Genomic DNA, 15,790 nt, shown 5'->3' with positions numbered 1-15,790 from the left:
ATATACTCGTATTGTAGGTGATATGATGTGAGTGCGCTTTCGCGAAAGCAAAAAAGAAATCTATCAAAAATCCTGTTATGAAAATTGCAATTGTCTGTTACCCAACCTTTGGAGGAAGTGGAGTAGTAGCAACAGAACTAGGAATCGCCCTGTCAAAAAGAGGTCACGAAGTACATTTTGTAACATATAAGCAACCTGTACGCCTAGCTTTATTAAATGACAATATTCATTTTCACGAGGTAAACGTTCCAGATTATCCGCTTTTTCATTATCAGCCATATGAGCTAGCACTTTCTAGTAAGCTGGTAAAAATTATTAAGAAAGAAAAAATTGATATTTTACACGTACACTATGCGATTCCTCACGCATATGCAGGATACATGGCAAAGGAAATGCTCAAGCAAGAAGGAATCCATGTGCCTATGGTAACGACGCTACATGGTACAGATATTACGCTTGTAGGTAGTCACCCATTTTATCGCCCTGCGGTAAGTTTTAGCATCAATAATAGTGATGTTGTAACCTCCGTGTCAGAAAGTTTAAAACAGGATACGCTAAGGCTTTTTGAAATTACTAGAGAGATAGATGTGGTGCCTAATTTTATAGATTTTGGTGCAATAACAGATACTTTTACAGAGTGCCAGCGTGATTTAATGGCAAATGAAGGGGAGCGTATTGTTACGCATGTGAGTAATTTTAGAAAGGTAAAACGCATCTCAGACGTGATTGAGGTGTTCTATCGTTTGCAACTAGAAATTCCTTCTAAGCTACTTATGGTAGGTGAAGGTCCAGAAAGAGAAGCTGCAGAGGAACGCGTAAAAGAACTGGGTATAGAAGATAAAGTACGTTTCTTAGGAAACAGTAATGAAGTAGATAAAATCTTATGTTTTTCTGATTTATTCCTGCTGCCATCTGAGGCAGAAAGCTTCGGACTTGCGGCGCTAGAAGCGATGGTAAATCGTGTGCCTGTGATTTCAAGTAACGCAGGCGGTATTCCAGAAGTGAATGTAGATGGAGTGACCGGTTACTTATCTAACGTAGGTAACATTGCAGATATGGCTCAAAACGCCATTAGAATCTTAGAAGATGATGATACGCTTGCAAAGTTCAAAACAAACGCAAGAAAAGAAGCGGCCAAGTTTGATATACAAAACATTGTGCCGCTTTATGAATCTCTTTATAAGAGAGCTTTAGAAAAAGTCTCTTGATTAAAATAGGTAACGTATTCCTAACGCTACGTCAAATTCTAGATCATCATCAAAGTCATTTAGTATCCCTATTTCTGGTCTAAAATCTAGCGATAATAGTAATGGGATATCAAAACGATACTCAATACCTATATCTCCAGCTGCGTTTACAAAAAACTCATTGTCATCATCGTCAAAGAAAGGAGCGTCGTTATCTACATCAAAAGCACCTACAGCGGCACCTACACCTGCATACCAGTTAAAACCGCCATCGATGTTCCATACCCACTGGTAAATTCCTGTTCCTTTTACTGCGTCAAAGTTGTTTCCTGATCTCCAAGCTAGTCCTAATTCTAGTCTGTTGTTTTCACTTAAAGCTCTTTGGTAATTTACTTCTGTACTGAATCCGTCGTTGTCTCCAATTCTCAATCCTATTGCGTTAGGAGAGATTTCTTGAGCATAAACTATTCCACTTAATCCTAGAAAAAGCAGGGCAATAACTAGTGTTTTTTTCATTGTAATTGTTTGTTTGAGTCGGTAAAACTATTAGTAATTATATAGTAATAACGTTAAGAGCTACATAAAGTTTTAGTTACATTTATCTTAATGAAAATGGGTCTTAAAAAATTAGAAAGTCAGTTAGAAGGTGATTTGCATGTAGATCAACTACATAAGATTATCTATGCCACAGATGCCTCTGTATATCGCAAAATTCCGCTTGCTGTTGCATTTCCTAAGACGGTAAATGATATTAAGAAATTATGCGCTTTCGCGAAAGCCCAACACATCACCCTTATCCCAAGAACGGCGGGAACCTCCCTTGCTGGGCAATGTGTGGGCGATGGTATTGTGGTAGATGTGTCTAAGCATTTTACAGAGATTATTCACTTTGATAAAGACAAGCAGCAGGTAACAGTACAACCTGGTGTTATAAGAGACGAACTCAATTTATTTTTAAAGCCCCATGGTTTGTTTTTTGGGCCGAATACGTCTACTGCAAACAGATGTATGATAGGTGGAATGGTGGGAAATAACTCATCTGGAACCACTAGTATTAAGTACGGTGTTACAAGAGATAAAGTTGTTCGATTAAAGACGGTATTATCTGATGGTAGTGAGGCTATTTTTGAAGAACTGGATGTAACTGGCTTTCGCCAAAAATTGAACCTTGTCAACTTGGAAGGTTCCATTTATAAGACAGCAAATGATTACTTTTCTCAAAGTGCCGTTCGCAATGAGATTAAAGAGCAGTTTCCAAAACCTGAAATCCATCGCCGAAATACGGGTTACGCACTTGATGAAATCGCTAGTACCGCACCATTTGAAGAGCATGGAAAACCTTTTGATTTCTGTAAACTATTATCTGGTAGTGAAGGTACACTTGCATTTACCACAGAGATCACCTTGCAGTTAGATGTGCTACCGCCTGCTTTTGGTGTTATGGTCGCAGGGCATTACAAGGATTTAGATTCATGTTTACAGGCTGTGGTACCCGCCATGAAGCATGATCTTTATACTTGTGAGATGATGGACAAGGTGATCCTAGATTGTACTAAGAACAATCGGGAGCAAGAGAAAAATAGATTTTTTATAGAAGGCGACCCAGCAGCAATATTAATGTTCGAGTTAAGGGATGCTACTCTTGAAGGGGCCATGCAGCAGGCAGAAGAGCTTATAGATAGTTTACAGCAGGATGGGCAAGGATATGCATATCCTATATTACAAGGAGATCAGATTGTACAAGCAATGGATCTGCGCAAAGCTGGTCTTGGCTTGCTTGGGAATATGATAGGTGATAGAAAGGCCGTGGCATGTATAGAAGATACAGCGGTAGCACTAGATGATCTTGCACCATATATAAGTGAATTTACTGCGCTCATGAAAAGACATGAGCAAGATGCCGTGTACTACGCCCACGCTGGTGCGGGAGAAATACATTTACGTCCTATTCTTGATCTCAAAACGTCACAAGATGTAGCACTTTTTAGACAGATAACTACAGATGTAGCGCATCTGGTTAAAAAATACAATGGTTCTATGAGCGGCGAGCATGGAGATGGCATCGTGCGAGCAGAGTTTATCTCTATGATGGTAGGTGATGAGAATTATGAGGTAATGAAAGCTGTAAAAAAAGCTTTTGACCCTCATCAAGTATTTAATGCTGGAAAAGTAATCGATGCTTTCCCGATGGACGAAAGCTTGAGGTATGAAGTAGATCGCAAAGAGCCAGCGGTAGAGACACTCATGAATTTTGAGGATAACCAAGGAATTCTAAGACTTGCCGAAAAATGTAATGGAAGCGGCGATTGTAGAAAATTACCAAGCGCAGGAGGTGCGATGTGCCCTAGTTACAGAGCAACAAGAGACGAGAAGGATACAACAAGAGCAAGAGCAAATGCCTTAAGGGAGTTTCTTACTACATCAAATAAGTCTAATAAATATGATCATACAGAGTTAAAGGAGGTCTTTGACCTTTGCTTAAGCTGTAAAGCCTGTGCTAGTGAGTGCCCTAGTAATGTGGATGTAGCTACATTAAAAGCTGAGTTTGAGTATCAATATCAGAAAGCTAACGGGAGTAGTCTTCGTACAAAACTATTTGCAAACACGACAAAAATCAATAAACTAGGAGCATTTTCTCCTAGAATATATAATACACTTCTTAAAATAACTGCGGGTATAGCAAAAGCTAGCTTGGGCATAGCACCAGAGCGAAGTCTACCTTTATTAAACGTATTTTCAGATTCCGCAGATGTATCTGGAAAAGCTAATTCTAGTGTAAATCAGAAATTAAAAAGTAAAACAAAAGTCATTTTATACATTGATGAGTTCACTCAGTATCTAGATGGAAACATTGGGCAAGATGCTTTAACGCTGTTACGGCGCCTTGGTTATGAGGTGGAAGTTGTGACTAATCACGATAGTGGCCGCTCTTACATTTCTAAAGGATTTCTTGAGGAGGCTAAGACACTAGCAAATAAGAATATTGAACTATTCAAGGATTTAGCAGAAGACACTGTAATTCTAGGTATTGAACCTTCGGCTATTTTGTCATTTAGAGATGAATATCTTCGTCTTGCAGATGATGTGGAGGTTGCCCAAAAGCTTTCGGCACAATCATTTTTAATTGAAGAGTTTTTACATAGTGAAATTAAACGAGGTGTTATTACCTCCGAGCAATTTTCGGCGAAAGCCAAAAAACTAAAAATACATGGTCACTGTCACCAGAAAGCACTTTCCTCTGTGTCACATACGTTTGCCATTCTTAATCTTCCTTTAAATTATACTCCTACTATTATACCTTCTGGTTGTTGTGGGATGGCGGGTAGTTTTGGGTATGAAAAAGAGCATTATGAGGTGAGTATGAAAGTAGGCGAGCAAACGCTATTTCCTGCGATAAGAAAAGCAGATGGTGAGACTATTATTGTAGCCAATGGTACAAGCTGTAGGCATCAGATTAAAGACGGTACAGCACGAGTCGCTGTGCATCCTATAACCGTGTTACGCGATGCGCTTTTAGAGTAATAATTAATGGTACGTGGCTATTGAGTATTAATTAAGAATATCTGGTTTGAACATTCTGGGCTCTAGGAGAATTTTTGAGCTGTTATGCGATTTTTTAGGCTGGATTTCTCTGTAGTAGTTGAGACTCCATTTACGGTTATGATACTCTAGATAGCTCAAGTTTTCAATCCAGTCGCCGCTATTTAAGTAGAGTGTACTTCCTTTTTGATTATGCACTAATCGCTTTGCGGGTTGATGTATATGACCGCAAATAACGTAATCAAATTTGTTTTCGATAGCGAGATCTGTGGCTGTTGTTTCAAAATCATTGATAAACTTCACAGCTCCTTTTACACTATTTTTAATCTTTTTTGAGAGAGAATACTTTTCTCTTCCCGTACTTACGAGCCATTTGTTGAGGAGTCTATTAAATAGAATTAAAAAATCATAACCCCAGCCGCCTAGTTTTGCAATCCATTTTGTGTGCTGTATAGAAACATCAAAAACATCACCATGAAAAAACCAAGCTTTTTTACCATCTAGATTGAGAACAAGTTTATCTATGAGGTGGATGTTTCCCATGGTAGCATCGCTAAATTTTCTAAGCATCTCATCATGATTGCCAGTGATGTAATATACGTGAGTTCCTTTTGAGGCAAGTGTGATTATTTTTTTAATCACTTTAAGGTGCTCTTTAGGAAAGAAACGTTTTCTAAACTGCCAGATGTCAATAATATCACCATTTAAGATGAGTATTTCTGGTGCGATGGAGTTTAAATATAGACAGACTTCTGTAGCGTGACAGCCGTATGTGCCTAGATGTATGTCTGATAGTACTGCAATTTCTACGGGTCTTTTCACCGAGATTGTTTTGCTTGTAAGGTCTTTAGATTTTAAGAGAGGATGGTAAAGTAGATGTTAAGAAGTATAAAAGTTATAGTTATGTAATAGAGATCAAGTTAATTAATCATTAAGTGAGTTTTTAGCTTTTGATTATGGCCTTTTCAATTTACATTTGTTAAAAACACATACGATGGCAGGTAATACGTACGGAACTATATTTAAGGTCACAACTTTTGGTGAATCACACGGTAAGGCTATAGGCGGAATTATAGATGGATGTCCTGCCGGTTTGAGCATTGACTTTGATGCGATTCAGCATGATTTAGATCGTCGTAAGCCTGGTCAATCTAAGATTGTAACACAACGTAAGGAGCCAGATACCGTAGATTTCTTATCAGGAATTTTTGAGGATAAAACAACGGGAACGCCTATTGGGTTTCAGATTGTTAATACTAATCAGAAATCTAAGGATTACGGACATATTAAAGATACCTACAGACCTAGCCACGCAGATTATACATATGACAAGAAGTACGGTAACCGTGATTACCGTGGCGGAGGAAGATCTTCGGCTAGAGAAACTGCCAGTCGCGTTGTAGCTGGAGCCATTGCAAAACAATTTTTAAAGGGCATATCCTTTCATGCATTTACAAGTGCTGTGGGAGATTTATCTATGGATACACCATATCAAGATCTTGACTTTAGCGAGATTGAAAAAAATGATGTGAGGTGTGCAGATCCCGCTTTCGCGAAAGCGTGTGAAGAAAAAATTAAAGAAATAAAAAAACAAGGAGACACTATAGGAGGTGTTATTACTTGTGTAATACAAAATGTGCCAGTAGGTCTTGGAGAGCCAGTTTTTGATAAACTTCATGCAGAGCTAGGAAAAGCAATGCTATCAATAAATGCTGTAAAAGGGTTTGAATATGGAAGCGGTTTTCAAGGGGCGACTATGAAAGGCAGTGATCATAACGATCATTTTAATACAGACGGAACTACTAAAACTAACCTGAGTGGCGGTGTTCAAGGAGGTATTTCTAACGGAATGGACATTTACTTCAAGGTGGCATTTAAGCCAGTTGCAACTGTAATGCAAAAGCAAGAAACTATAAATGCCGCTGGGGAAGTAGTGGAAATGCAAGGAAAGGGAAGGCACGATCCGTGTGTAGTACCTCGTGCAGTACCTATTGTAGAGGCGATGGCAGCACTTGTTATTGCAGATTTTGTACTACGAAATAAATCTGTTAGATTGTAGAAATAAATTTACGAGGAATGGTAGGTAGTAAAGCTATTTGCCTCCGAGGGATTTATAGTATTTTGAAATAAATTTAAACATCACATAGTCAACTCACTAGTTGGGTTTTCATTCAAGAAGGAACTACTACCTATGAAAAAATTAGCACTACACTGGAAGATTATTATTGGATTAATTTTAGGTGTGGTTTGGGCACTAGTGTCTTCTTCGGTAGGATTAAGTGATTTTACGATTAATTGGATTGCTCCTTTTGGAACTATTTTTATCAACCTTTTAAAGCTTATCGCAGTTCCTTTAGTTCTGTTTTCTATCATAGCTGGAGTTGCTGGTATAGGTGATCCTTCTAGTCTAGGTAGAATGGGTGGAAAAACACTTCTAGCTTACCTCATCACAACATTACTAGCTGTAGGATTAGGGCTAACACTTGTAAATATTGTAAAACCTGGTGCCCTCGTAGATCAAGAGAGTCGTATAGATAATAGAATAAGCTATGAGCTATGGGCTCAAGAACAAGGTGTAGAAATTAAGGATGGCGTAAATTATTTACAAGATCCTCAATTTATGGAACGCGCAGGACGTGTAAATGAACTCGTAAAATCTAAAGGAGAAGATGCTACTGTTGCAGAAAAAATGAAAACTGCAAATGCGACTAAAGACGCTGGTCCTTTACAGCCTCTTATTGATCTTGTGCCTCAAAACTTCTTTAAAGCACTTACTGATAATGGTTTAATGTTGCAAATTATCTTCTTTGCCATATTTTTTGGGATTAGCTTGTTGTTTATTCCTAAAGAAAAGTCTGGACCAGTCATTAAACTAGTAGATAGTGTGATGGAGGTCTTTTTAAAGATGGTAGATTTTGTGATGCAAGCTTCCCCATTTTTCGTGTTTGCATTATTAGCGGGTGTCATAAGTAAGATGGCAGGTGACGATATAGGTAAGGTGGTTGAAATATTTAAAGGACTTTCATGGTACTCACTTACAGTGTTCTTAGGCTTAATGCTTATGGTATTTGTGATGTACCCACTTATTATTAAAATCTTTGTGCGTACTATTCCTTATAAAGGCTTTTTTAAAGCAATGGGACTTGCACAAACTACAGCTTTCTCTACCTCAAGTAGCGCTGCGACACTTCCTGTAACGATGGAGTGTGTGGAGGATAATCTAGGAGTAGATAAGAAAATAACAAGTTTTGTACTCCCTATAGGTGCTACAGTAAATATGGATGGTACCGTTTTATACCAAGCTGTAGCAGTTGTTTTTCTGGCACAACTTCACATGATTGATCTTACGATAGGGCAACAACTTACAATCGTGCTCACGGCGACACTAGCCTCTATAGGATCTGCAGCGGTACCTAGTGCTGGACTTGTGATGCTAATTATTGTTCTAGGTTCTGTAGATTTAAATCCAGCTTGGATTGCGATTATCTTTCCTGTAGACCGTATTCTTGATATGTGTAGAACGGTGGTAAATGTTACAGGAGATGCAACGGTTTCTTCTATTATTGCAAAAACGGAAGGAATGCTCAATTATGATGATACAGTAAATCCAGACGACGCCTTTAATCCTGAAAAATAGGTAGTTAGCCGAAAATTACATGTAATTATATTTTGTAAGATAAATCTTCATTACTTTCATAATCCCAAACTACTACATTGTAAATTAATTGCTTAGCTATGATGTTTAAAATCATAGTTATGAAAGTCTTTATGTTTTCTTTGTTGCTACTAGCAACTACATTTTCGTATGCCCAAGTTGGTATAGGAACCACTACACCCTCTGTTGCTGCTATGCTCGAAATAAGTGGTGTTACTACAGCTGGTGCTTATAAAGGGTTTATACCTCCTAGAGTAGCAACTACGGCAAATCAAGTAAGTATCGCACCTACTACTACAGATATAGGTCTAATGGTTTTTGTAGAAGAAACTGGCTGTTTAGACTTTTGGACAGGCACAGCATGGGAAAGTATTTATTGCTCTGGAGGACCCTCAGACATTTGGATCAATGAATTTCATTATACAAACAGTGGGACAGATGTAAATCAGTTCATAGAAATCGCTGGTCCTGCTGGTTTAGATATCTCTGGTTATTACCTAGTGAGATACCGTGCAGATACAGGACAACCGTATGCAGCAATCCTAACACTTTCAGGAACTATAGATGATGAAGAAAATGGCTTCGGAGCGATCTCTGTAGATGCTAGCAATTTAAGAAATGACACTAGTGGCTTTGCGCTAGTAGGTCCGGATGGTAAAGTGATACAGTTTTTGAGTTATGAAGGAACTATCACAGCTACTGGTGGACCAGCAAACGGACTTACATCAATTAATGTAGGTGTAGTAGAGAACACAAGTACAACAGCAACACAATCTATACATCTTACTGGATCAGGTAATTCTTTTATAGATTTTGCTTGGAGTATAAGTGCCGCAGGTCAAAGCACAGCAGGTGTAAAGAATGTAGGGCAAACTTTTAATTAGAAGATTATGAGTTTTTCAAAAAAGTGTTTGTGTGTAATTGGAGTGATTTTCTATTCATTTGTTGTAGTAGGCCAAGTAGGAGTAGGTACAAGAAACCCCTCAGAAAAGTCGATGCTTGAAGTAAGTAGTCAAGTAGATGGTGCTGGAGCTTATTTAGGTTTTATGCCACCACGAATTCCATCTGATGCAGCTAGAGATGGTATACCAACAACTATCGCAGATAAAGGTATGATGGTCTATGTAGAAGCTACTGGATGTATTGATGTTTTTAATGGAGAATTTTGGGGACATATAAAATGTGCTTCAGAAATTCCCGCGAGAACAGATATTTGGATAAATGAGATACATTATGAAAATATAGGTACAGATACGGGAGAATTTATTGAAATAGCAGGTGCTGCTGGTTTAGATATAAACGGATATTCCATTGTTCTTTATAATGGTAATAATAACGATGCTTACGATACCCAGTTTTTATCAGGACTTATCGCTAACGACACGGGGAATGGTTTTGGTTTTACAGTTATTAACTATCCACCTGGTGGTATTCAAAATGGTGGTCCAGAGCCAGATGGAATCGCGCTTGTAAATCCAGCGGGTAAAGTCATTCAGTTTTTAAGTTATGAAGGTGCGTTTACTGCTACTGCTGGAGTGGCAGCGGGAATAACTTCCGTAGATATAGGTGTAGAAGAAAATACAGCTACACCCATAGGTGAATCTCTACAACTTACCGGTGGGCCAGGTAATATGTATGCTAATTTTAGCTGGACAACTTCTGCGACTAGTACTCCTGGAGCATCAAATAATAGTCAGAGTTTCAATTAGGAGTTATATGGTGTTTACACCTATAAACTATCAAATTCTATGTATTCAAATTCTGGAGAGGCTTCATAAAGATGTCTAAGTATCGATGCATGACCATTACCTATTATTACCAAAACCCTATCATTATTATCATTAGTGATTTTCTGGATGTTGTTAAAGATTCTAAGATTACGATCATACCACCAAGTAGCAAGGTGATCTGCTCCTTGACCATCGCCAGTTTCAAAAGAACCTGTTAAGTACAAACCATAATTAAAATTATGAGCGGCTCTCGTATTCATTCTTTTAAAATAATCGAGGAGTGGTAATTCCTTCGTAAGTCTATCATCTTGCTCAAAAGATTTTTCGGCCATTTTCCAGTATGGATCAGATACTTCCCAATCTATCTTTCCAAAAAGCTCTTTAAAAGTAATAGAATCTCTTTCCCATAGTTCGCTTCGCATATTTCCAGCATCCACGGGATATAAAGAGTCTATAGATAACTCTTGCGCAATACGCATGGCAAGCTGGTAGCGCTCATCGCGCTCATTATTTTTGAGTCCTTTCTTGTAATCTTTAAATTTCTCGTTCGTGTTCCACTCAGGAAAAGCTTCTATAGCAATTTTAGTAGGATTAAAGCGCTTTATATAGTTGACTAGCGCTGTTACTTCAGATTTTTTAGGCTCTGTAAGAATATCTATTTTATCACTTTCGGCAGTTTTGACTTCATCGAGGCCAGGATAATCAAAATGAAATGTACCCACTACAAGTACCTTAGCCCTTTCTTGGTTATAGAAAGAGTCATAGCTAGCAACAGACGGATTTTCAGAGATTTTTGGCTCGACTTGTGCACAAGAAGCCATTAAAATTATACATAATAGAATAACGTATTTCATGGTGTGGTTGTTTACTCATATTGACCCATTACATTTATGATTGTTACACTTATATTGTATTTTTAAACTTTACAAATTCACACCCTATTATCATGAAAAATAGCATCCTTCTAATATTTCTTTTTACAGCTATTGTGAGCTGTAAAGAAACAAATCAAAACAATAAAGAATTAGAGCGTAATGTTGAACAAGTAGAATCCTCTTCTCAAGAAGCAACAGAAACTAAAAAGTTAAAGTGGAGTGAAGAATTTAATGGTACAACTGTAGATACCTCGCAGTGGAATTACAAAACAGGTGCTACTGGGTGGGGAAATGACGAATTACAAAATTATACAGATGGGAATAATGTTGAGGTGGCAGATGGGTCTCTCAAAATTATTGTAAAGAAAGAGGGCGAAAGTCAAAAAGTAGGCGATTATACTTCTGCTAGAATTACTAGTACTCAGAAAGTGCAATACGGTCACGTAGCCATCAGAGCAAAGATGCCAGATTATAAAGGAAAAGGTATCTGGCCTGCGTTATGGATGCTTGGAGCAGATATTACAGAGATAGGATGGCCACAATGTGGGGAGATTGATGTGATGGAGTATGTGAGTAAGAATCCAGATCAAGTATTACAAACTATACATAGTGTTGCAAATAACCACTCTAATGGAACACAAATTTCAACAGATTTTATTGCGCTTCCTACTATCGAAGAGGAGTTTCACATTTATGGATTGCTGTGGAAAGAAGATCAACTTCAATTTTACATAGACAGCCCAGATAACATCACGCTTACCATAGATCGTCCAGAAGATTATAATAATGAAAACTGGCCTTTTATGAAGGAGTACTATTTTATACTCAATATTGCCGTAGGAGGTAATCTTGGAGGTGAGGTAGACGACCTTATATTTCCGGCAGCAATGGAGGTAGATTATGTACGTGTGTACGAATTGGATTAAAGGAATTATTACGCTTTCGCGAAAGCGTGCTTAAAACAATATCATGAACAACATTCATACGATTGCCTTTGATGCAGATGATACCTTATGGGTAAATGAAACTTTCTTCCGTGATGCCGAAGATGAGGTGTGTAAATTACTGAGCCCCTATATTAACTATGAGTCTTGCCAACAACGGCTTTTTGAAATGGAAATGCGTAATCTCTCACTTTACGGATACGGGATAAAGCCTTTTACATTATCACTCATTGAATGTGCACAAGAAGTTTCTGAAGGGAAGGTGACTAATGAGATTATTGCAAGCATTATAGATATAGGTAAAGAGATGCTTAATGCTCCTGTAGATCTTATCGATGGCATAGAAGAGGTGCTGGACCAGCTTTCTGATAAGTATAAACTCGTAGTGGCCACAAAGGGAGATCTTCTAGATCAAGAGAGGAAATTAGAAAAATCTGGACTTTCAAAATATTTTCATCACATAGAAGTAATGTCAGACAAGCAGCCAGCAAATTATCTCAAGCTTGTAAAACACCTTGATATAGACCCAACATCTTTTCTTATGATAGGTAATTCATTAAAGTCTGATGTGCTGCCAGTCTTAGAAATAGGAGGTCATGCATTTCATATTCCTTTCCATACTACATGGGCGCATGAGCAGGTAGATATAGAGATTACTCACGAGCGTTTCAAGTCTTTTGGAATGTCCAGCGAGATTCTTAAGCATTTATAATGTCAATTTTATGGTAGCCATTTCATAAATACTGTTCATATTTATGAAGATTATTGATGATCTGGTAAAATGAGTTTTTTAAGTACGCTTTCGCGAAAGCGTGACACATCTTTTTGTTAACTTTAAATAAATCTCAACCCAAATATGATGAATTTTCACACACGTAAATGGATAAAACCAGAAGACTTAAATCCTAATGGAACACTCTTTGGCGGAAGGCTCTTAGAATGGATTGATGAAGAAGCGGCGCTTTATGCCATCATCCAACTAGAAAATCCTAGGACGGTTACAAAGTACATGAGTGAGATAGACTTTCGTTCTAGTGCCAAAATAGGTGATATTATTGAGATAGGGATTGAAGCTATTTCTTTCGGAACGGCGTCACTTACGTTAAGATGTGAGGTGCGTAATAAGATGACTAGAGAGATTATTATCAGTATTGAGCGTATTGTTATGGTAGGTCTAGATGAAGATGGAAAGGCGCAGTCACATGGTAAAACGCAAATAGAATTTGTAAAAGATAGACTGGACAAATAGCGAGTGATAAACACTAATGTTAATACGTCCGTATTCTGTTAATGTTATCTAAAATTAATCTTGCTCGTTGCAGTCAATTCTTATTTTCGGAGTACTTTAAACAAACTCCATGAAAAGAATACTACTTCTCTGTCTCATTGCTACCTTTTTTAATGTTCAAGATTCTTTTGCACAACGCAAAGAATTAAGAAAGCGTAAGTCAAAAAATAAAAAAGAGCAGGTTGCAACTCCTAAAAAAGCTGATAAGGACGCAATCAAATCATATACTGATGTAATTACAAAAGAAGCAGTTACAGATTCTGGCTTATTTCAAGTACACAAAATCAAAAATAATTTTTATTACGAAATCCCATTTACTGCGCTTGAAAAAGACATGCTATGGGTGACTCGTATTGCTCAAATCCCTAACGGACTAGGAGGTGGTTATATGAATGCTGGTTCAAAAACTAACGAGCAAGTTGTACACTGGCAGCGTTTTCAAGATAAGGTCTTACTTAAGATAAAGTCATACACCAACATTGCAGATAGTAGCAAGGCGATAAGCAACTCTGTACGAGTAAACAATTATGAACCTACATTATATGCTTTTGATGTAGAGACTTTCAATCAAGACTCTACTGCCGTAGTCATTGATGTTACAAAATTATTCTCTACAGACGTAAAAGCGATTAGTCCGCTATCTGGTCGTTTACGTAAAGAATACAAAGTAAAAAAACTTGATGGTAGCCGTAGCTTTATCAACAGTGTTAAGAGTTTTCCAGAAAACATTGAAGTAAAGCAAGACTTTACGTATGATGCCTCAGAACCACCTACAGAACGTTCTGCAGAGAGTATCAGTTTGCAGGTAAATCAATCTATGATTTTACTTCCAGAGGTGGCAATGCAACCTAGATTGTATGACCCACGTGTTGGTTTTTTTACTGTAAATCAGTTTGATTATGGAAGCGATGCTTTAAAAGCAGATGAGAAAACATACATACGTCGCTGGAGACTAGAGCCTAGCGATCCAGAAGCGTATAAAAGAGGTGAGCTGGTAGATCCAGTAAAGCCTATTGTCTACTACTTAGACCCAGGAACGCCTGAAAGCCTAAAAGAGTACATTAAACAAGGAATAGAAGACTGGCAAAAGCCTTTTGAAACTGCAGGATTTAAAAATGCAATCATTGCAAAGGATGCTCCTACACCAGAAGAAGATCCAGATTTTAGCCCAGAAGATATTAGATACTCTGTTGTAAGATATGTAGCAAGCACTACGCGTAATGCGGTAGGACCAAGTGTTTCAGATCCACGTAGTGGTGAGATTATAGAAAGTGATATTATCTGGTATCACAATCACCTGCGCAGTTATAGAAATAGATACCTCCTTGAAACAGGAGCAGCAAACCCAAGCGCTAGAACGCTAGATACTCCAGAGGAAGAGATAGGAGAGATGATGCGTATGGTTATTGCTCATGAGGTAGGGCACGCATTAGGTTTTCCACATAACATGGCAGCAAGTTATGCTTATGATGTAGAATCTTACAGAGACGGAGCTTTTACTCAAGAAAATGGGATAGCAGCTAGTCTTATGGATTATGCTAGATATAATTATATAGCGCAGCCAGGAGATACAAACATTCGATTTGTACGCCAGATGGGACCTTATGATCATTATGCGACTAACTGGGGTTATCGCTGGTTACCAGACGCTTCTTCACCGTTAATGGAAAAAGCAACTCTTAATAAGTGGATTCAAGAAAAAGCTGGAGATCCTCGTTTTAAATTTGGCCGACAGTCTAGTAGTTTTGATCCGCAATCACAGACGGAATCTATAGGTAATGATCCTGTAAAAGCAAGTACTTATGGTATTAAAAACTTGCGTTATGTAGCACAAAATCTTCCTAGCTGGACGTCAGATAAAACAAACGACTATGGAGATCTAGAAGAGCTTTATGGAGAGCTTGTAGGTGTTTATAGCAGATTTGTAGGTCACGTAGTTACAAATATAGGAGGAGTGTTTGAAGATATTAAAATGCCTTCTCAATCTGGAGTAGTGTATACGCACCTAGATAAAGCTGCACAAAAAGAATCTATGAGCTGGTTACAAAACAATCTTTTTGAAACTCCTACATGGCTTGTAGATCCAGCGATCATGCAAAACATAGATCACGCAGGATATGCAGAAAAGGTGAGAAGAACACAATCACGCTATTTAAATAGAATCTTAAGTTTTGATAGGATAGGTCGTCTTATAGATGCAGAGACTACGCAAACAGATTACTATAGCGCTCTTGATATGCTGTCAGACCTTAGAAATGGTATCTGGTCAGAAACTAGCAGAGGCACTTCGGTAGATCTTTATCGTCGTAATTTACAGCGTTCTTACTTAGATAGAATGGAGTTTTTAATGACGGACCAAGGTCCAAAAGCTAGATCTGGAAGATCTGGTTTTGAAGGAACTCTATATTACGATGTGAGTGTATCAGATGTGCGACCGCTAGTAAGAGGTGAACTAGGAAAACTGCGTAGTAAACTACGCTCAGCGCGTAATAGCAATGTGAATACGGTTACAAAATATCACTATGAAGATGCCATTGCACGCATAGAGCAATTGCTAGATCCTAAATAAAA

General features: G+C 38.0%; 13 protein-coding genes. 10 read left to right on the top strand and 3 right to left on the bottom strand.

What is annotated here, in order from left to right:
• The first annotated feature begins 77 nt into the window (after positions 1–77).
• Positions 78–1,208 carry an N-acetyl-alpha-D-glucosaminyl L-malate synthase BshA gene (gene bshA, locus KRODI_RS00345; protein ID WP_013749569.1) on the top strand — a complete coding sequence of 377 codons (1,131 nt, stop codon included), beginning with the start codon at positions 78–80 and terminating at the stop codon, positions 1,206–1,208.
• Here the strand turns inward: bshA and KRODI_RS00340 are convergent, their stop codons facing one another.
• Positions 1,209–1,703, bottom strand: a complete 495-nt coding sequence (locus KRODI_RS00340) for a hypothetical protein (RefSeq protein ID WP_013749568.1) — start codon at positions 1,701–1,703, stop codon at positions 1,209–1,211.
• A gap of 90 nt (positions 1,704–1,793) precedes the next feature.
• On the opposite strand from KRODI_RS00340, the gene KRODI_RS00335 reads away from it, so the two are divergent.
• Complete coding sequence (locus KRODI_RS00335; protein WP_013749567.1) at positions 1,794–4,709, top strand: FAD-binding and (Fe-S)-binding domain-containing protein; 2,916 nt, start codon at positions 1,794–1,796, stop codon at positions 4,707–4,709.
• Between the two features lie 27 nt (positions 4,710–4,736).
• Here KRODI_RS00335 and KRODI_RS00330 read toward each other — a convergent pair whose 3' ends face one another.
• The gene (locus KRODI_RS00330; RefSeq protein WP_013749566.1) at positions 4,737–5,549 is read right to left on the bottom strand and encodes a UDP-2,3-diacylglucosamine diphosphatase; all 813 of its coding nucleotides are present in this window, start codon (positions 5,547–5,549) and stop codon (positions 4,737–4,739) included.
• Positions 5,550–5,721: 172 nt separating this feature from the next.
• On the opposite strand from KRODI_RS00330, the gene aroC reads away from it, so the two are divergent.
• The 4 genes from aroC (at position 5,722) to KRODI_RS15020 (ending at position 10,091) form a co-directional block, all read left to right on the top strand.
• Positions 5,722–6,786, top strand: a complete 1,065-nt coding sequence (aroC, locus tag KRODI_RS00325; RefSeq protein ID WP_013749565.1) for a chorismate synthase — start codon at positions 5,722–5,724, stop codon at positions 6,784–6,786.
• A gap of 132 nt (positions 6,787–6,918) precedes the next feature.
• The gene (locus KRODI_RS00320; RefSeq protein WP_013749564.1) at positions 6,919–8,364 is read left to right on the top strand and encodes a dicarboxylate/amino acid:cation symporter; all 1,446 of its coding nucleotides are present in this window, start codon (positions 6,919–6,921) and stop codon (positions 8,362–8,364) included.
• 119 nt (positions 8,365–8,483) lie between these two features.
• On the top strand, positions 8,484–9,266 hold the full coding sequence (locus KRODI_RS15025) for a hypothetical protein (RefSeq protein ID WP_013749563.1): 783 nt from the start codon (positions 8,484–8,486) through the stop codon (positions 9,264–9,266).
• A gap of 6 nt (positions 9,267–9,272) precedes the next feature.
• A complete protein-coding gene (locus tag KRODI_RS15020) occupies positions 9,273–10,091 on the top strand; it encodes a lamin tail domain-containing protein (RefSeq protein ID WP_013749562.1) in 819 nt (272 codons plus the stop codon).
• 20 nt (positions 10,092–10,111) lie between these two features.
• On the opposite strand, the gene KRODI_RS00305 is transcribed toward KRODI_RS15020, so the two are convergent.
• On the bottom strand, positions 10,112–10,966 hold the full coding sequence (locus KRODI_RS00305; RefSeq protein WP_013749561.1) for a DUF5694 domain-containing protein: 855 nt from the start codon (positions 10,964–10,966) through the stop codon (positions 10,112–10,114).
• A 92-nt stretch (positions 10,967–11,058) separates the two neighbouring features.
• Here KRODI_RS00305 and KRODI_RS00300 point away from each other — a divergent pair, with 92 nt between their 5' ends.
• The 4 genes from KRODI_RS00300 to KRODI_RS00285 all read left to right on the top strand — a co-directional run bounded on the left by KRODI_RS00300 (position 11,059) and on the right by KRODI_RS00285 (position 15,788).
• Positions 11,059–11,913, top strand: a complete 855-nt coding sequence (locus KRODI_RS00300; RefSeq protein WP_013749560.1) for a family 16 glycosylhydrolase — start codon at positions 11,059–11,061, stop codon at positions 11,911–11,913.
• A 43-nt stretch (positions 11,914–11,956) separates the two neighbouring features.
• Positions 11,957–12,643: an HAD family hydrolase gene (locus KRODI_RS00295; protein ID WP_013749559.1), complete on the top strand. Its 687-nt coding sequence runs from the start codon at positions 11,957–11,959 to the stop codon at positions 12,641–12,643.
• A 147-nt stretch (positions 12,644–12,790) separates the two neighbouring features.
• Positions 12,791–13,180 (top strand): acyl-CoA thioesterase, encoded by a 390-nt coding sequence (locus KRODI_RS00290; RefSeq protein WP_041295567.1) that lies wholly within the window; start codon positions 12,791–12,793, stop codon positions 13,178–13,180.
• A 109-nt stretch (positions 13,181–13,289) separates the two neighbouring features.
• Positions 13,290–15,788, top strand: a complete 2,499-nt coding sequence (locus KRODI_RS00285) for a zinc-dependent metalloprotease (RefSeq protein WP_013749557.1) — start codon at positions 13,290–13,292, stop codon at positions 15,786–15,788.
• The last annotated feature ends 2 nt before the right edge of the window (positions 15,789–15,790 follow it).

Source organism: Dokdonia sp. 4H-3-7-5 (genome assembly GCF_000212355.1).
Classification (GTDB): Bacteria; Bacteroidota; Bacteroidia; order Flavobacteriales; family Flavobacteriaceae; genus Dokdonia.
The sequence above is the reverse complement of the archived record's forward strand: the minus strand, read 5'-3'. Positions and strand labels throughout refer to the sequence as shown.